Here is a 17569-nt window from a genome sequence, read left to right as displayed (position 1 = left end):
CGGTAACGGTTCGGTCGAGCGCGCGGTGACCAGCCTCCCACCAGGTGGGGCTGCCGTACACTAGCCCGGACCGACAGACGGAGGAGTACGTGCCAGAAGGTGTGACCGCGGGGATCACGCTCCTCGCGAATCGCTACGAGATCGGTGACGTCATCGGTCGAGGCGGCATGGCGACCGTGCACCTCGGCAACGACACCCGCCTCGGCCGGAAGGTCGCGGTGAAGCTCCTCAAGCCGAGCCTCGCGAACGACCCGGTCTTCCGCACGCGGTTCCGCCAGGAAGCCCAGGCAGCTGCGCGCATGGCACACCCGACCGTCGTCCGCGTCTACGACGCCGGCGAAGAGACGGTGTCCGAGCCGTCGGGTGCCGAGGTGCAGGTCCCCTTCATCGTGATGGAGTACGTCGAGGGGCGGCCGCTCTCCGACATCATCGCCGAGGGTGCCGTCGCCCCGGACGAGGCCGTTCGCATCACCGAGGGCATCCTCACGGCGCTCGAGTACTCGCACCGGGCGGGCGTCGTGCACCGCGACATCAAGCCGGCCAACGTGATGGTCACGCACAGCGGCCAGGTCAAGGTCATGGACTTCGGGATCGCGCGGGCCATCACCGACACCTCGGCCACGGTCGCGCAGACCACGTCGATTCTCGGTACCGCGTCGTACTTCTCCCCGGAGCAGGCCCGCGGCGAGACCGTGGACGCCCGGACCGACCTGTACTCGACCGGCGTCGTGCTCTTCGAGCTCCTCACCGGTCGCGCGCCGTTCCTCGGTGACACGCCGGTCGCGGTCGCGTACCAGCACGTCAGCGAGCAGCCCGTCGCGCCGTCCACCATCACCCCCGCGGTCTCCCCGGCGCTCGACGCGGTCACACTCCACGCCCTCGTCAAGGACCGCACCCGCCGGTTCCAGAACGCCGCCGAGTTCCGCTCGGATCTGCAGCAGGCCGCAGCCGGACACGTCCCGGCATCGACGAAGAAGTTGCAGCAGAACGCCGCGAACGACGCCTCGACGGTGTTGTTCGGGGTTGATCCGCGCATGACCTCGAACGCCGCGTCGGCCTTCCGTGAGCTCGACGACGACACCGCCGAACACCGTCCGCAGCGCACGCAGAACCGCCCGCCCGTCGCGTGGATCTGGGTCGGCGTCCTGCTGACGGTCGCCGTCGTCGTCGGGGTCGTCTTCTTCGTGGCGAACCTGCAGCCGGGCAAGCCGCCGGTGTCGTCCTCGGTCTCGGTGCCGAACGTCGCCGGGTTGTCCTACGACGCCGCCGCCGCCGCGTTGGAGAGGCGCGACCTGAAGGCGGTCCAGGTCGAGGAGAACTCCGACGACGTCGACAAGGGAACGGTCATCCGCACCGACCCCGGCTCAGGGATCAACGTCGGACGCAGCCAGAGCGTGAACGTCATCGTGTCCTCGGGTCCGGAACCCGTTGCCATCCCCGAGCTGAGCGGCCAGTCACAGGCAGCAGCACAGCAGGCGTTGGACAGTGCGGGCTTCACACTCGGCGCCATCACGTCCGGGTACTCGCCCGATGTCCCCTCCGGCACCGTGATGAGCTCCGACCCGGCGTCAGGCTCGATCCAGACCAAGGGCTCCGCGGTGAACCTCACGGTCTCCAACGGCAAGGTGCAGCTGCCGAACGTGACGAACCAGCCGTACACCGAAGCCAAGGCGTCCCTCGAGCAACTCGGATTGACGGTCGCTCCGGCGCCGTCGAACTCGTGCACGGGCGGCCTGGTCACCCAGCAGAGCACCCCGCAGGGCGACATCGCCCAGGGCAGCACCGTCACCTTGGCCTACTGCGCGGCACCGAACGAGCCGGCGAAGAACCCGACCCCGAGCGGCGACAAGGGCGACCGCGGCGGCGACGGTGACGGTGACGACGGACGCTGATCCGTCCGCCGCGCCCACGACCGGTCGGACGGCACAGCCCCGAGCGTGATCGCCAGGTCCGCGCACGGCAGACGGGTGCGTCAGGCGCGGTGCGTGGCGATGAGTGGCCCGAGGTCAGCGGCGCGCGCAGCGGCTCCGGTCAGGCCGGTGGTCTCGAGCCAGTTGCCGACCATGCGGTAGCCGCCCTCGGTCAGGACCGACTCCGGGTGGAACTGCACGCCGAACACGGGGTGCGCACGGTGCTGGACGCCCATGATGACCCCGCCCTCGGTGCGCGCGGTGACGGTGAGCTCGTCGGGGACGGTGCCGTCGACGATGGCGAGCGAGTGGTACCGCGTGGCCGTGAAGGGGTGCGGGACACCGGCGAAGAGCGCGCTGTCGTCGTGGTCGACCTCGGAGGTCTTGCCGTGCATGAGCTCCTCGGCGTGCGTCACCGTGGCACCGAGGGCCTCAGCGATGGCCTGGTGCCCCAGGCAGACACCCATCAGGGGGGTCTCGGCAGCGATGGCCGCGTGCACCGTGGGGATCGAGACGCCCGCAGCAGCTGGCGTTCCCGGACCCGGGGACAGGAGCACGCCGTCGTACTCGGCGATCCGGTCGGCGATCTCGGACTCGGGGAAGGCATCGTTGCGCACGACGTCGGTCTCGGCGCCGAGTTGCTGCACGTACCCGTTGAGCGTGTAGACGAAGCTGTCGTAGTTGTCGACGACGAGGATCCTGGTCATGGCGGTTCACCGTACTCGTGGGGGATGTGTGCGGCGGTCCGCGGGCCGATCCACACACGTGGTCACGGTAGGATACCGGCCATGGCCAAGGACAAGGACCGCACCAAGCCCGCCCGGACGACCCGAGCTGACTCGGTCGACACCGCGGGGGACGCCCCGAACCCGGTGTGGTTCAAGCCGGTCATGTTCGGCTTCATGCTCATCGGTCTGGTGTGGGTGATCGTCTTCTACATCTCGAACGCCACGCTGCCGGTTCCGAGCCTCGGCTCGTGGAACATCGTGATCGGCTTCGGCATCATGTTCGTCGGCTTCCTCATGACCACCCGGTGGCGCTGACCCCCAGCCCGCTGTTCTTTTGACGCCCGTCGCACCGCAAGGTGCGGCGGGCGTTGTCGTTCTCCACAAGGTCGAGCACCAGAGGAACGCAGATCCTCGATGATCCGGCCGTTCTCCACACTTTTCCCCACTCTCCACACGGTCATCCACACCCGCACCCCGGAGTTATCCACAGCTGAGTCCACAGTGGGGATAATCACACTGGTGTAACTCACCGACTTCTCCACACCTGTGGATAACTCCCGGGGACGCTGTGGAGAGCTGTGGAGGAGCAGGAGCGGGCGCCCTGGGAACGACGAACGCCCCGCCGCAGTGCGACGGGGCGTTCGAAGGGATCTGTCAGACGCCCCAAACGCCGAGACCACCGATGCTGATGAACGCGGCGTAGATCGCCAGGATCAGCACGACGGCCTCGGCGATCAAGAGTCCGGCTTGCAGCCCTCGCTTCCGCACGTTGCGCGTCTTCGAGAACACGTACCCGGTCACGAAGCCGATGACGATCCCACCGACGTGCGCTTGCCACGAGATCTGTGTCCCGGGCAGGAACCCGATGAGGAGGTTGAGGCCCATCACCACGAGCAGCTGGACCGCGTTGTAGCCCAGGCTGCGCTGGATGATGAAGAACGCAGCGAACAGACCGAAGATCGCTCCGGAGGCACCGACCACTGGCGTCCCGGGAGTCAGCCACGCCACGGCGAGATCACCGCCCAGTCCCGCGAGGAAGTAGAGGGCGAGGAACCGCCACGTCCCGAGCATGTTCTCGAGGATCCGTCCGAAGATGAAGACGGCGAACATGTTGAAGGCGATGTGCAGGAACGACGAGTGCACGAACAACCCGGTCACGAGTCGCCACGGCTGCGTGCCGATGGCCGGCGTGTAGAAGGCGAGCCAACTCGTGAGCGCCCGCCCGCTCACCTGGTCGAGCAGCCAGATGACGACCGAGATCGCGATGATGACGACCGTGGCCTTCTGGTCGAGCATGGCGAAGCGCCGCCGAGCGACCGTGAACCCACTCGGGGCTCCGGACGCTCGGCGGTTCGCTGCGAGCTGTGCGCGCTGTTCACGAACGCACTCCGGGCAGTGCACCCCGACCGCCGCCGGCGTCTGGCACTCCGGGCAGATCGTCCGCCCACAGCGCTGGCAGAGGACGAAGCTCTGCCGGTCCGGATGCCGGTAGCAGGTGTTGTTCGGGTTGTACGCCTGGTCGGTCACGTGAGGGTCAGACGCCTTCGACGTCGATGCTCTGGATGACGACGTCCTCGACGGGCTTGTCGCGACCGTCGGTGGGAACACCCTCGATCGCGTCGACGACCGCGCGGGACTCGTCGTCGGCGACCTCACCGAAGATGGTGTGCTTGCCCTGCAGCCACGGCGTCGCCACCGTGGTGATGAAGAACTGCGAGCCGTTGGTGCCGCGGCCGCCCTGGATGCCGGCGTTCGCCATGGCGAAGATGTAGGGGTTCTGGAACGTGAGCTCCGGGGAGATCTCGTCGTCGAAGCGGTAACCCGGGCCGCCGATGCCCTGGCCGAGCGGGTCGCCGCCCTGGATCATGAAGTCCTTGATGATGCGGTGGAAGATCACGCCGTCGTAGAGCTTGTCGGTCGAGACCTTGCCCGTGCCGGGGTGGGTCCACTCCTGCTGGCCCGTGGCGAGGTCGACGAAGTTCTTGACGGTCTTCGGTGCGTGGTTGCCGAACAGGTTGACGCGGATGTCGCCCTTGTTGGTGTGGATCGTTGCGACAGCGGTGTGCAGAGACATGTTCCGATTCTCGCATGTACTCCTGACCGCGGACGGATTGCACAGCTGCGGTTCCGTGACCTGTCAGGCAGTGTGGTGGCAGGATGGGGGCACGCCGATCCGATGGAGGTACCAGATGACGACGATCGAGATCCCGCGAAAGCGTCGGAAGCAGATCAAGAAGCTCAAGGGCCAGACCGCCTCGCTCCTCGGCGAGCAGCGCAAGGTCCTCGAGCACGCGAACGCGATCCTGGCTGAGGCCCGGTCGAACGCCGCGGACGCAGCTCGCAAGGACATCGCACCCCGCGTGCAGAACGCGATCGACAACGGGATCCGTCCCGCGTTCGCAACCGGCGTGCACGCTGCCACCTCGGCAGCGCAGAGCGCTTCGCACAAGTTCCAGTCCGAGGTGGTCCCCGGACTCGTCTCGACCGCTGGTTCGGTGCTCAGCGTGACCGATCTCGCGAAGGACCCCCGGGTCAAGAAGATCGTGAAGAACGCGCAGAAGAAGAGCAAGAGCGCGAAGAAGGCCGCGGCGAAGTACGTCCCGTCGCAGCAGAAGAAGGGTCTCGGCTTCGGCGGAGTCGCGCTCATCATCGTCGGCGTCGTCGCCGTCGCCGGTGCTGCGTACGCCGCGTACCAGACGCTCCGCGCCGACGACGACCTGTGGGTCGCCGACGACGCCGACACGGCGGAGAAGCCCGCCGCCTGACCTCCCGGTTCGTACGAAGGGCCCCGGCTGTTGCCGGGGCCCTTCGTCGTTCTCGGGCTTCATCTGTCGCCCCACACGCCGCGTGCCCTGAACGCGCCCACCCACCGGCCTGGAGGCCCGCGCCGGCCTGGCCCCGCGCCTCCCGTCCGCCACGCAGTCACGCCATGCGCCCCGGGAACGCCGCCGAGAGGTCGCAACCTGTCGTCCAGACGGCCCGCAGACGACAGTTCCAGCCACCACGCCACCACGCACGCGGCAAGTCGTGACCACTCAACGACGATGACGCGGATGTCGTGGCCACTTGACCAAAGCGACCCGGAGTAGCGGACCCGACCACCGCGGAGCGGAGCGTCGCCGAAGGCACGCAGACAAGCACGACGACCGGCCTCCCCGCGACGATCGCGCCGCAGGGGCGGCGGCGCGCACGGGCACAGAACGAAGCCCCTGGGCAGACGAGGAAGTCGGCAACCAGGGGCTGATGCGAGTGGAGCCTGGGAGAATCGAACTCCCGACATCCTGCTTGCAAAGCAGGCGCTCTACCAACTGAGCTAAGGCCCCGAGTGCCACCGAGGTGCTCGGCGACGGGATGGAATTGTCGTGCTGTTCCGGAGAACTGGTGGGGCTACAAGGACTTGAACCTTGGACCTCTTCGTTATCAGCGAAGCGCTCTAACCGCCTGAGCTATAGCCCCTCAGACCGGATGAAAGCCTACCGTACGATGCCGCCGGAACGAAATCGAGCAGTGGGCCCATCCGGCCCGGGTGTGTCAGTTGTTCGTGAAGCCCACGAGCAGACCGCCCGTGATCCGCACACTGAGGTTGTAGAGCACGCTCACGATGGCGCCGAGCACGGTGCCGACGACCACGTTGAGGATGCCCACGACGATGGAGAACCCGAGGACCTGGCCCAGCGAGAACTGGTCCATGATCGAGTAACTGTTCTGCCCGGTGACGTCCTTCAACAGGGCGTCGACCTGGGTGAACACACCCGTCTGGTTCAGGATGACCCACACCAGTGCCGTGGCGACCACGATCACGATGCTGCCGGCCAGGGCGATGAGGAAGCTGAGCTTCACCATCGACCAGAAGTCGACGTAGACCAGTCGCAACCGCACCTGGCGGGTGCCGACGGGTCGCTTCGCCTTCTTCTGGAGCTTCTCGGCGACACTACTCATTGCTTGACTGGTCCTCTCCGGCCTCGTCTGCGACGGGCTCGGTGTCGATGGGATCAGTGGAATCCGGGGCCGCTTCGGCAGGGCTGACCGTCTCCACCGGGCCCGCGGGCTCGATCTCGGCGTCGTCCTGGTCGTCCAGGTTCCGCTCGGTGTTCCGGGCCACCGCGATGATCCGGTCGTTCTCCGCAAACCTCGCGAAGACGACGCCCATCGTGTCACGGCCCTTGGCAGGGACCTCGGCCACGGCAGACCTTACCACCTTGCCCGATTGCAGCACGACGAGCACCTCGTCGTCCTCGCCGACGATGAGAGCGCCCACAAGATCGCCTCGGTCGACCGCCAACTTGGCCACCTTGATGCCCAGACCACCACGGCCCTGCACGCGGTACTGGTCGACCGCGGTGCGCTTGGCGTAGCCGCCCTCGGTCATCACCCAGACGTAGCCGTCGTCGGACACGACCCGGGCTGCGAGCAGCGAGTCGCCGTCGCGGAAGGACATGCCCTTCACGCCCGAGGTCGAGCGACCCATCGGACGCAGGGTGTCGTTCGTCGCCGTGAACCGGAGCGACATGCCCTGGCGGGACACCAGGAGCAGGTCGTCGTGCTCGTCGACGAGCAGCGCCTGGCGGAGCTTGTCGCCGTCGCGCAGGTTGATCGCGATGATGCCGCCGGTGCGGTTCGTGTCGTACTCGGTGAGCGCGGTCTTCTTCACCAGGCCGTGCTCGGTCGCGAGGACGAGGTACTGCGCGACCTCGTAGTCGCGGATGTCGAGCACCTGCTGGATCTGCTCGTCGGGCTGCATCGCGAGGAGGTTCGCGACGTGCTGGCCCTTCGCGTCGCGGCCGGCTTCCTGCAGCTCGTACGCCTTCGCGCGGTAGACCCGGCCCTGGTCGGTGAGGAACAGGAGCCAGTGGTGCGTCGTCGTGACGAAGAAGTGCTCGACGATGTCGTCGGCGCGGAGCTGGGCGCCACGGACACCTCGGCCACCGCGGTGCTGCGAGCGGTACTGGTCGCTGCGCGTGCGCTTGACGTAGCCACCGCGGGTGATGGTGACGACCATCTCCTCTTCGGGGATCAGGTCTTCCATCGACATGTCGCCGTCGTAGCCGAACATGATCTCGGTACGGCGGTCGTCGCCGAAGCGGTCGACGATCTCGCTCAGCTCGTCGCGGATGATCGAGCGCTGACGGCTCTCCGACCCGAGGATGTCCTGGAAGTCGGCGATCTTGCGCTCGAGCTCTTCGGCCTCGTCGTGGATCTTCTGACGCTCGAGGGCGGCGAGACGACGGAGCTGCAGCTCGAGGATGGCGCGCGCCTGGATCTCGTCGACGGACAGCAGGTCCATCAGGCCGGTGCGGGCCTCTTCGACGTCGGGCGAGCGACGGATGAGCGCGATGACCTCGTCGAGGGCGTCGAGCGCGGCCAGGTAGCCGCGCAGGATGTGGGCGCGCTTCTCGGCCTCGCGCAGACGGAACTGCGTGCGGCGGACGATGACGTCGACCTGGTGCGCGACCCACGCCGAGATGAAGCCGTCGAGCGGCAGGGTGCGGGGCACCCCGTCGACGATCGCGAGCATGTTCGCGCCGAAGTTCTCCTGCAGCTGGGTGTGCTTGTACAGGTTGTTCAGCACGACCTTGGCGACGGCGTCGCGCTTCAGCACGATCACCAGGCGCTGCCCGGTGCGACCGGAGGTCTCGTCACGGATGTCGGCGACACCGGCGAGCTTGCCGTCCTTGACGAGCTCGGCGATCTTGATCGCCAGGTTGTCCGGGTTGACCTGGTACGGCAGCTCGGTGACGACGAGGCAGGTGCGACCCTGGATCTCCTCCACCGAGACGACGGCCCGCATCGTGATCGAGCCACGGCCGGTGCGGTAGGCGTCCTGGATGCCCTTGGTGCCGAGCACCTGCGCACCGGTCGGGAAGTCCGGGCCCTTGATGCGCTGCATGAGCGCGGCGAGCAGCTCTTCGCGGGTGGCATCGGGGTTGTCGAGCGCCCACTTGGCACCCTCGGCGACCTCGCGCAGGTTGTGCGGCGGGATGTTCGTGGCCATGCCGACCGCGATGCCGACCGAGCCGTTGACGAGCAGGTTCGGGAACCGGGCCGGCAGGATCGCCGGCTCCTGGGTGCGGCCGTCGTAGTTGTCCTGGAAGTCGACGGTGTCCTCGTCGATGTCGCGGACCATCTCGAGCGCGAGCGGCGCCATCTTCGTCTCGGTGTACCGCGGGGCGGCGGCACCGTCGTTGCCCGGCGAACCGAAGTTGCCCTGGCCGAGCGCGAGCGGGTACCGGAGCGACCACGGCTGCACCAGGCGGACGAGGGCGTCGTAGATCGCCGAGTCACCGTGCGGGTGGAACTGACCCATGACGTCACCGACGACGCGGGAGCACTTCGAGAACGCACGGTCCGGGCGGTAGCCCCCGTCGAACATCGCGTAGATCACACGGCGGTGCACCGGCTTGAGGCCGTCGCGGACCTCCGGCAGGGCACGACCGACGATGACCGACATCGCGTAGTCGAGGTACGAGCGCTGCATCTCGAGCTGCAGGTCGACCTGCGAGATGCGGTCACCGGAGACGACGATGTCCCCGCTGTCGCCGTGGACGATCTCGGGCAGCTCGTCGGCGCCGTTCTCGTTGTCGTCAGCCATGTGGCTTCGTTCCCTTTCTGGACAGCCTGGAGGCTGTGGTTCCGTTGGTCGCGCCGGGCGCGACCACAGGTGGTCAGGACTGGTCGACGCGGCTCACGCCGCGCCTCCTGGCCGTTAGATGTCGAGGAAGCGGACGTCCTTGGCGTTCTGCTGGATGAACTGGCGACGTGCGTCGACGTCTTCACCCATCAGCGTCGAGAAGACGCTGTCCACAGCTGCCGCGTCCTCCAGCGTGACCTGCAGGAGCGTGCGGGTGTCCGGGTTCATCGTGGTGTCCCAGAGCTCCTTGTAGTCCATCTCGCCGAGGCCCTTGTAGCGCTGGATCCCGTTGTCCTTCGGGATGCGCTTGCCGGCTGCGAGGCCCGCCTGCATCAGGGCGTCGCGCTCCCGGTCGCTGAAGACGTACTCGTGGGCCGAGTTCGACCACTTCAGGCGGTACAGCGGCGGCTGCGCGAGGTACACGTAGCCGTGCTCGATGAGCGGACGCATGTAGCGGAACAGCAGCGTGAGCAGCAGCGTGGTGATGTGCTGGCCGTCGACGTCGGCATCGGCCATCAGCACGATCTTGTGGTACCGGGCCTTGTCCGGGTCGAAGTCCTCACCGATGCCGGCACCGAACGCCGTGATCATCGACTGGATCTCCTGGTTGGCGAGGGCGCGGTCGAGCCGGGCCTTCTCGACGTTCAGGATCTTGCCGCGCAGGGGCAGGATCGCCTGGGTCATCGGGTTGCGGCCCTGCACGGCGGAACCACCGGCGGAGTCACCCTCGACCATGAAGATCTCCGACACCGTCGGGTCCTTCGACTGGCAGTCCTTCAGCTTGCCGGGCATGCCGCCCGACTCGAGCAGCCCCTTGCGGCGGGTGGTCTCGCGCGCCTTGCGGGCGGCCAGACGTGCTTGCGACGCCTGGATCGCCTTGCGGACGACGTCGCGCGCCTGCGTCGGGTTGCTCTCGAACCAGTGGGTCAGCTCGGTGCCGACGACGCGCTGCACGAACGACTTCGCCTCGGTGTTGCCGAGCTTGGTCTTCGTCTGGCCCTCGAACTGCGGCTCGCCGAGCTTCACGGAGATGACGGCCGTCAGCCCTTCGCGGATGTCGTCACCCGTGAGGTTGTCGTCCTTCTCCTTGATGATCTTCGTCTCGCGCGCGTAGCGGTTGACAAGGGTCGTGAGAGCGGCTCGGAAGCCCTCTTCGTGGGTGCCGCCCTCGTGCGTGTTGATCGTGTTCGCGAAGGTGTGGACGCTCTCCTGGTACGAGGTGTTCCACTGCATCGCGACCTCGAGCGCGATCTTGCGCTCCGGGTCCTCGGACTCGAAGCCGATGACGTCGGGGTGGACGAGGTCGGCCTTCTTCTGCGCGTTGATGTACTCGACGTAGTCGGCGAGACCGCGCTCGTACATGAACGTGTCGTTGCGCGCCTCTTCCCCTTCTTCCGGGGTGCGCTCGTCGCGCAGGTTGATCCGCAGGCCCTTGTTGAGGAAGGCCATCTGCTGGAACCGGGTGCGCAGGGTCTCGTAGTCGAAGACGACGGACTCGAAGATCTCGGCGTTCGGCCAGAACGTGATCGTCGTGCCGGTCTCGTCCGTCGCTTCGTCCTGGGAGACGGGCGCGACGGGGACACCGTCGGTGTAGCTCTGGCGCCAGACGTGGCCCTGCCGACGGACCTCGACGTCGAGCTCGGAGCTCAGCGCGTTCACGACGGACGAACCGACGCCGTGCAGACCACCGGAGACGGCGTAGCCGCCACCGCCGAACTTGCCGCCGGCGTGCAGGACGGTGAGGACGACCTGCAGGGTCGAGACCCCTTCGGCCGCGTGGACGTCGACCGGGATGCCACGGCCGTTGTCGACGACGCGGACGCCACCGTCTTCACGGATGCTCACGTCGATGGTGTCGCAGTAGCCGGCGAGGGCTTCGTCGACGGAGTTGTCGACGATCTCCTGGACCAGGTGGTGCAGACCACGGGGGCCCGTCGAACCGATGTACATACCGGGGCGCTTGCGGACGGCCTCGAGCCCTTCGAGCACCTGAATCTGGTCTGCGCCGTAGGACGGTTCGCTCTGCGGGGTCTCCGCGCCGAGCGGGTTCTGCCGGTCGTCTTCAGATTCTGCTGCCATGTCGAGCGTGCTCCTGCCTGCGCGCGGAACGCCCGCGCACTGCACCTCCCAGTCTACCGCAGAGCCCCCTCTTTCGAGGGCTCATCTGCCCCTCAGACGGGCTTTTCTGGCACTCCAGGATGATTTCGTCGCCTCAACCGTAGGTGTCGCGAGGACCGCGCCCCTGGACCGTCCTGGGGCCGCGTTTCCACGTGGGGGCGTCCGGGCCGGAAACCCTGATCGACTCGACCCCGGCTTCCGGGTGCCGTTCCGCGATGGTCGTCGTGACCGTCGCACGCATGAGTCGGAGCTGGGTCGCCCAGGCCGTCGAGTCGCACCGGATGACGAGTGCGCCGTCCTCGATGGTGACCGGCCGGGAGTGCTTCGCCAGCTCCTCGCCGACCACGCTCGGCCAGTCCACGAAGAGCTCGGAGCGGGCGAGGGGTTCCGTCCAGCCGAGCTCCTGGGCGAGCGAACCGACGATGTCGGCGAGGCCCTTCGGCTCGCGGCCGCGTCCGTACGGCACGGTGTCGGCGTCGAACTCGCGGGCACGGCGGCGGCGGGCATCGGTGCCGCGCTTGGACGGGTCGCCGAACACCGCGCGCAGGTGCCGGTACACCTGCGAGGGCTCGGTGGGCTTGCGGGGCTTCGGCATCAGGCGTCGGCTCCGGCGGGGGTCGGGTCCGTTGCGCCGGTGGCGTCCGTCTGGTCCGTCCGGTCAGTCGCCGGACTGGAGGCCCGGATCGCGTCCGCCTCGTCGGTCACGATCGTGCCCGCCTCGATCCGTACAGTGTGCGCCGCCAGCTTCGGGGGCACGTCGCCGAACACCGCGGCCGTGATGAGCACCTGCTCGTAGTCGGCGACGGCGTTCGCCAGTCGCTCCCGACGCGATTCGTCGAGCTCGGCGAAGACGTCGTCGAGGATGATGATCGGGTCGCCGAGGTTCGACTCCGCACGCAGGATCGAGGCGCTCGCGAGCTGGATGGCCAGCGCGAAGGACCACGATTCGCCGTGACTGGCGTACCCCCGTGCCGGTAACCCGTTGAGCTGGAACAGGACGTCGTCACGGTGCGGCCCCACCAGGGTGAGCCCGCGATCGAGTTCGTCCCGGCGACGTCGCTCGAGCGCGGCTGCGAAGGCCTCGGCCGCCGACGCGACCGTGACGGGCTCGTCGGGGGTCCCGAGGACGGGATCGGTGGCCGCCGCCGACTCGGGGTCGCCACCACGGATCGACAGGACACCGGTGATCGAGGCGTCGTGGTGCTCGCCGGCGACGGTCGCGTAGGCCTCGGCCACGAAGGGTGCGAGCCGCCGGGTCAGGTGGTCACGTGCCGCGACGATCTCGGCGCCGAGTCCGACGAGCCGGTCGTCCCAGACGTCGAGCGTCGACAGGGCGTTCGCCTTCGCGCCGGTGGCACGGGCTGACTTGAGCAGGGTGTTCCGCTGGCGGAGCGTGCGGTCGTAGTCGGCGAGCACGCCCTGCATCCGCGGCGCGATCTGGCCGAGCAGCTCGTCGAGCATCCGGCGCCGACCGGCCGGCTCGCCCCGGACGAGCGCCAGGTCCTCCGGCGCGAAGAGCACGCTCGTGCAGTAGCGCGGCAGCTCGCGCGGCTTGATCGCGGAGCGGTTCACCTGCGCACGGTTCGCGCCGGTGCGGTTGATCTGCACCTCGGCGAGGATGCTGCGTTCCTCGTGGGCGAGCCGTGCCCGGACGATCGCGGCGTCGCATCCCTGACGGACGAGGGCCGCGTCGGTGGGGACGCGGTGCGAGCCGAGCGTGGAGAGGTACCCGATCGCCTCGACCAGGTTGGTCTTGCCCTGTCCGTTGCGCCCGACGAACAGGTTCGGCCCGCGTGCGAGGTCGACGTCCGCCTCCCGGTAGTTCCGGAAGTCGGTCAGTTGGAGATGGTCGACGTGCACGCGGGCCGAGTCCGGGTTCCCCCGGGAAGTCCTAGGACTTCTTGACGGCGTGACCGCCGAACTGGTTGCGGAGCGCCGCGACGGCCTTCATCGTCGGCGAGGCGCTGCCCTGGCGCGAGACGAAGCGCGCGAAGATCGACGCCGAGAGCGCCGGCATCGGCACGGCGAGCTCGATGCCCTCTTCCAGCGTCCAGCGGCCCTCGCCCGAGTCCTCGACGTAGCCCTCGAGCTCGTCGAGCTTCGGGTCCTCGTTCAGCGCGAGCACCATCAGGTCCAGCAGCCAGGAACGGACGACCGTTCCGCGCTGCCAGCCGGCGAACACGGCGGGGACGTCGGTGATCAGGTCCTTGGCCTCGAGGAGCTCGTAGCCCTCGCCGTACGCCTGCATGATCGCGTACTCGATGCCGTTGTGGACCATCTTCGCGTAGTGGCCGGCGCCGATCGGGCCGGCGTGCGAGAAGCCTTCTTCGCGGGGACCCTCGGGACGCAGGGCGTCGAACACGGGCATCGCGAACTCGACGTCCGCGGCGTCACCGCCGACCATGAGGCCGTAGCCGTTGTCCTTGCCCCAGACGCCACCGGAGACGCCGACGTCCATGTAGCGGATGCCGCGCGCACCGAGCTGCTCGGCGTGCGTCGTGTCGTCAAGCCACTTCGAGTTGCCACCGTCGATGACCAGGTCGCCCTCGCCGAGGACGCCGGCCAGGTCGGTGATCACGTCGTCGGTGATCTTGCCGTGCGGGACCATGACCCACACGAGACGCTTGCCCTCCGGGAGGGCAGCGGCGAGGGCGCCGAGGTCGGCGACGTCCGAGACGGCGGGGTTGGCGTCGTACCCGGTGACCTCGATACCTGCGTTGCGGAGACGGGCACGCATGTTGTTGCCCATGCGACCAAGGCCGACAAGACCGATGTGCATGATTTCCTCTTCTGTTCGTCGTCGCGCTGATGCTGCCGGTGGTGTGCGCCAGCGCAGGTTGCCTGTTGCGCCTATCGCAGCAGCAGGTTCGGCTGCAGCAGGTACCGGTATCCATCGGTCGCTGCGGCCTCTTGCGAAGTCTGGCCGGTGATCAGCACCGGGCCCGGCTTGTTGGGGTTCTCCGTCTTGGTGAAGGAGATGCGGACGAACTCGGAGTGCACCGCGTTCAGTCCGTCCAGGAGGAAGGCGGGCTTCAACGAGACCACCGTTTCCTCGCCGGTCAACAACGCACTGATCGACTCTGACGCCTGCGCTTGTTCGGATCCGATCGCCTCGAGCGTGAGCCCGTCGACCGTGAAGGAGAACCGGAGCGCCGCTTCGCGCTCCAGGACGAGGGAGACCCGTCGGACCGCTTCGACGAGCTCCGCGGTGTTGATCACCGCGTGGTCGTTGACGGTCTCGGGGAAGAGCCGGCGGACCGGCGGGTAGTTGCCCTTGATGAGCAACGACGTCACGGTCTTGTCGTCGGCGTGGAACGCGATGAGCTCGCGGTCGGAGTTGCCGCTGATCGACACCGACACCGTGGACGCCGAACCGAACGTGCGGCCGACCTCCTGCAGGGTGCGGGCCGGGACCAGTGCGTGCAGGGGGTCCGAGCCGACTCGGCCGGAGTCCCATGCGATGGTGCGGACGGCGACGCGGTAGCGGTCCGTCGCGATGAGCGAGAGGTCGTTGTCGCCGACCTCGAGCTGCACGCCCGTGATGACGGGGGTCACGTCGTCGCGGCTTGCGGCGACGGCGACCTGGGACACCGCTTCGGAGAACGCGTCGCCGGGGATCACACCGGTCTGCGGCCCGATCTCCGGCAGGGTCGGGTACTCCTCGACCGGCATGGACAGCAACGTGAAGTGCGCCGAACCGCAGGAGACGGAGATCTTGGCGTCCTCGGTGGTGAACGACACCGGGGCGTTCGGCAGTCGGCTCGCGATGTCGTTCAGCAGTCGACCGGAGACCAGGACCGTGCCCGGCTCGTCGATCTGGGCCGAGATGGACGTCTGCGCCGACACCTCGTAGTCGAACGACGAGAGCGTCAGACGATCTCCGTCGGCGTGGATCAGGACGCCCGAGAGGATCGGGAGGGTCGTGCGCTGCGGGAGGAGCTTCACTGCGAAGGAGACGGCTTCGGAGAAGACGTCCCGGTTGACCTCGAACTTCACAGCTGGAACCCCTGTCGATCGGCTTGGACTGTCCGGCCGCCCCATTCTGGCACAGGCGGACGGGGGCCGGATTTCTTGTCATCCCGCCGTCCACAAGGTTGTCCCGCAGAGATTGATTGTTAACCAGGAGTAATGGTGTTAACGCCTGTGCACACTGTGGATAACCCTGTGCATCCCGCCTCGCAGTAGGGAACTACACGCTTGTGACTTGTGAGCGGTGTGTGAGCGTTAACGGGATGAATGAATCTCATCTATCCACTTCCATCCCCAGTCTCCACAGGTGACCCCCCACCTGTGTACAACCGGGCGGCGTGTCCTCCACAGTTATCCACAGGCTATCCACACTGTGAGAAGTCCGGCCCATGGAACCGTCTCAGATGGTGGATGGGGCCGGGAACGGGCCGATCTCAGCGGTAGCGGCGGTCCTGCTTGATGCGGCTGGTGAGCTCGGTGACCTGGTTGTAGATCGACCGACGCTCCTTCATCAGCTCGGTGATCTTCTTGTTCGCGTACATCACGGTGGTGTGGTCGCGGTTGCCGAACAGCTGCCCGATCTTGGGCAGGGACAGGCTCGTCAGCTCGCGGCACAGGTACATCGCGATCTGTCGTGCCGTGGCGATCGCCTGGGAGCGGGACGACCCGTACAGGTCGTCGACGGAGAGCTTGAAGTACTCCGCGGTGTGGTTGATGATGTCCGTCGGCGCGACGACGTTGTCCTCGTCGAGGGTGATCAGGTCCTTGAGGACCGTCTGCACCAGGGCCATGTCCACGGCCGTCCGGTTCAGGCTCGCGAACGCGGTGACCCGGATCAGGGTGCCCTCGAGCTCGCGGATGTTGCTCGACACCTTCGACGCCATGAACTCGAGGATGTCGTCGGGCACCTGCAGGTGGTCGGACTGTGCCTTCTTGCGGAGGATCGCGATGCGCGTCTCGAGCTCGGGTGCCTGTACGTCGGTGATCAGGCCCCACTCGAAGCGCGATCGCATCCGGTCCTCGAACCCGGTCAGGTGCTTCGGCGCGACGTCGGACGTGATGACGACCTGCTTGTTGTGGTCGTGCAGCGTGTTGAACGTGTGGAAGAAGGCCTCCTGCGTGGAGTCCTTCCCCTGCAGGAACTGGATGTCGTCGATCAGCAGGATGTCGATGTCGCGGTACCGCTGCTGGAACTGGTTCGAGCGGTTGTTCGCGATCGAGTTGATGAAGTCGTTGGTGAACTCCTCGCTCGACACGTACCGGACGCGGATCCCCGGGTAGAGGCTCTCGGCGTAGTGCCCGATGGCGTGGAGCAGGTGGGTCTTGCCCAGCCCGGAGTCCCCGTAGATGAAGAGCGGGTTGTAGGCCTTGGCCGGTGCCTCGGCGACGGCGACCGCTGCGGCGTGGGCGAACCGGTTCGACGACCCGATGACGAAGTTGTCGAAGTTGTACTTGGGGTTGAGCCGCGACTCGGGGCGCCCGCTGGTGCCGGGAGAGTCGATCTGGCTCGGCACGAACGGCGCCTCGATGTACTGGCGCGGCGCGGCACTCTGCTCGACGGCTTCCTGGACGGGCTCGGCGTACTCGGGGACGTTCGGGTCCACCCGCGGCTCCGAGGCCATGTCGGGGTTGACCGTGATCGCGAAGTTCGCGACGGAGTCGTCACCGATGCGCGCGACCGCTTCGGTGATCGGGATGCGGATGCGCTGTTCGAGCATGCCCCTGGTCAGGTCGTTCGGTACCTCGAGGTACAGGGTGCCGGCGAGCACGCCCTTCGGCTCGACGAGGTTCAGGAACCCGTGGAGCTGCGGCGTGATGCGGGGGTCCTCGGCGAGGAGTCCGAGTACGGATGACCAGAGGTCCTCGACGGGGTCGGCCGGCATCGTCATGTCGCGCTCGTCTCCAGGGGTCGTGTCGTGCGTTCGCTGCCGGACGAGGGTGCGTCCTGCGGGGTCGGACATGCCGTGGCGTCCTCGGCGACCGCACTCGGGACCAGGTCGTCGCCGGCGGATCGTCGGTGGCTCCGGGGGCTTCGTCGACGCCTCGTTGCCGCGGAGGTTCCCACAGGGTTGTCCACAGTGTTGTCCACGACCACCTCGAGCCGTCCGACAGGAGTACTTCCCTGTCGTACCGGCCATCGGGGGGATCGATCACACCACTGTAAAGGACCGGACCGAGTCCCACCGAACGGAAGTTGTCCCCAATGTGGAGAATGG

14 protein-coding genes and 2 tRNA genes are annotated in these 17569 nt (G+C 67.5%); 3 read left to right on the top strand and 13 right to left on the bottom strand.

All coding sequences use genetic code 11. The features are described 5' to 3' along the window. Positions 1-89 precede the first annotated feature (89 nt). Positions 90-1892, top strand: coding sequence for a Stk1 family PASTA domain-containing Ser/Thr kinase (gene pknB / locus BIU89_RS17050; protein WP_027466928.1), 1803 nt, complete (start codon positions 90-92; stop codon positions 1890-1892). 80 nt (positions 1893-1972) lie between these two features. On the opposite strand, the gene BIU89_RS17045 is transcribed toward pknB, so the two are convergent. Then, positions 1973-2617: an anthranilate synthase component II gene (locus tag BIU89_RS17045; RefSeq protein WP_071248654.1), complete on the bottom strand. Its 645-nt coding sequence runs from the start codon at positions 2615-2617 to the stop codon at positions 1973-1975. An 81-nt stretch (positions 2618-2698) separates the two neighbouring features. Here BIU89_RS17045 and BIU89_RS17040 point away from each other — a divergent pair, with 81 nt between their 5' ends. Then, positions 2699-2953 (top strand): cell division protein CrgA, encoded by a 255-nt coding sequence (locus BIU89_RS17040; protein ID WP_027466926.1) that lies wholly within the window; start codon positions 2699-2701, stop codon positions 2951-2953. Positions 2954-3292: 339 nt separating this feature from the next. Here BIU89_RS17040 and BIU89_RS17035 read toward each other — a convergent pair whose 3' ends face one another. Together BIU89_RS17035 and BIU89_RS17030 are read right to left on the bottom strand one after the other, a co-directional pair. Continuing rightward, complete coding sequence (locus BIU89_RS17035) at positions 3293-4165, bottom strand: rhomboid family intramembrane serine protease (RefSeq protein ID WP_071248649.1); 873 nt, start codon at positions 4163-4165, stop codon at positions 3293-3295. A 7-nt stretch (positions 4166-4172) separates the two neighbouring features. Beyond that, a complete protein-coding gene (locus BIU89_RS17030) occupies positions 4173-4712 on the bottom strand; it encodes a peptidylprolyl isomerase (protein WP_027466924.1) in 540 nt (179 codons plus the stop codon). Between the two features lie 115 nt (positions 4713-4827). Here BIU89_RS17030 and BIU89_RS17025 point away from each other — a divergent pair, with 115 nt between their 5' ends. Next, the gene (locus BIU89_RS17025; protein WP_051597033.1) at positions 4828-5403 is read left to right on the top strand and encodes a hypothetical protein; all 576 of its coding nucleotides are present in this window, start codon (positions 4828-4830) and stop codon (positions 5401-5403) included. Between the two features lie 485 nt (positions 5404-5888). On the opposite strand, the gene BIU89_RS17020 is transcribed toward BIU89_RS17025, so the two are convergent. From BIU89_RS17020 to dnaA, 10 genes are all read right to left on the bottom strand, one after another. Further along, positions 5889-5961: transfer RNA gene (locus tag BIU89_RS17020), tRNA-Ala, on the bottom strand. Between the two features lie 56 nt (positions 5962-6017). Then, positions 6018-6094: transfer RNA gene (locus BIU89_RS17015), tRNA-Ile, on the bottom strand. Positions 6095-6169: 75 nt separating this feature from the next. Next, positions 6170-6577: a DUF3566 domain-containing protein gene (locus BIU89_RS17010; RefSeq protein ID WP_027466922.1), complete on the bottom strand. Its 408-nt coding sequence runs from the start codon at positions 6575-6577 to the stop codon at positions 6170-6172. After that, complete coding sequence (gene gyrA / locus BIU89_RS17005) at positions 6570-9227, bottom strand: DNA gyrase subunit A (protein ID WP_027466921.1); 2658 nt, start codon at positions 9225-9227, stop codon at positions 6570-6572. The genes BIU89_RS17010 and gyrA overlap by 8 nt, the downstream gene beginning before the upstream one ends. A gap of 114 nt (positions 9228-9341) precedes the next feature. Next, complete coding sequence (gyrB, locus tag BIU89_RS17000; protein ID WP_071248645.1) at positions 9342-11345, bottom strand: DNA topoisomerase (ATP-hydrolyzing) subunit B; 2004 nt, start codon at positions 11343-11345, stop codon at positions 9342-9344. 133 nt (positions 11346-11478) lie between these two features. Then, positions 11479-11979 carry a DUF721 domain-containing protein gene (locus tag BIU89_RS16995; RefSeq protein ID WP_027466919.1) on the bottom strand — a complete coding sequence of 167 codons (501 nt, stop codon included), beginning with the start codon at positions 11977-11979 and terminating at the stop codon, positions 11479-11481. Beyond that, on the bottom strand, positions 11979-13244 hold the full coding sequence (gene recF, locus BIU89_RS16990) for a DNA replication/repair protein RecF (RefSeq protein WP_071248642.1): 1266 nt from the start codon (positions 13242-13244) through the stop codon (positions 11979-11981). Before recF ends, BIU89_RS16995 begins: the two co-directional genes overlap by 1 nt. A 31-nt stretch (positions 13245-13275) precedes the next feature. Beyond that, positions 13276-14163, bottom strand: a complete 888-nt coding sequence (gene gnd / locus BIU89_RS16985) for a phosphogluconate dehydrogenase (NAD(+)-dependent, decarboxylating) (protein ID WP_071248639.1) — start codon at positions 14161-14163, stop codon at positions 13276-13278. Positions 14164-14234: 71 nt separating this feature from the next. Beyond that, the gene (gene dnaN / locus BIU89_RS16980; RefSeq protein WP_027466916.1) at positions 14235-15380 is read right to left on the bottom strand and encodes a DNA polymerase III subunit beta; all 1146 of its coding nucleotides are present in this window, start codon (positions 15378-15380) and stop codon (positions 14235-14237) included. 407 nt (positions 15381-15787) lie between these two features. Beyond that, positions 15788-17242 carry a chromosomal replication initiator protein DnaA gene (gene dnaA / locus BIU89_RS16975; RefSeq protein ID WP_027466915.1) on the bottom strand — a complete coding sequence of 485 codons (1455 nt, stop codon included), beginning with the start codon at positions 17240-17242 and terminating at the stop codon, positions 15788-15790. Positions 17243-17569: the final 327 nt, after the last annotated feature.

This window comes from Curtobacterium sp. MCBA15_005 (genome assembly GCF_001864855.1).
Lineage (GTDB): Bacteria > Actinomycetota > Actinomycetes > Actinomycetales > Microbacteriaceae > Curtobacterium > Curtobacterium flaccumfaciens.
Note: the sequence above shows the minus strand (reverse complement) of the source record. Positions and strands in the feature narration are given on the sequence as shown.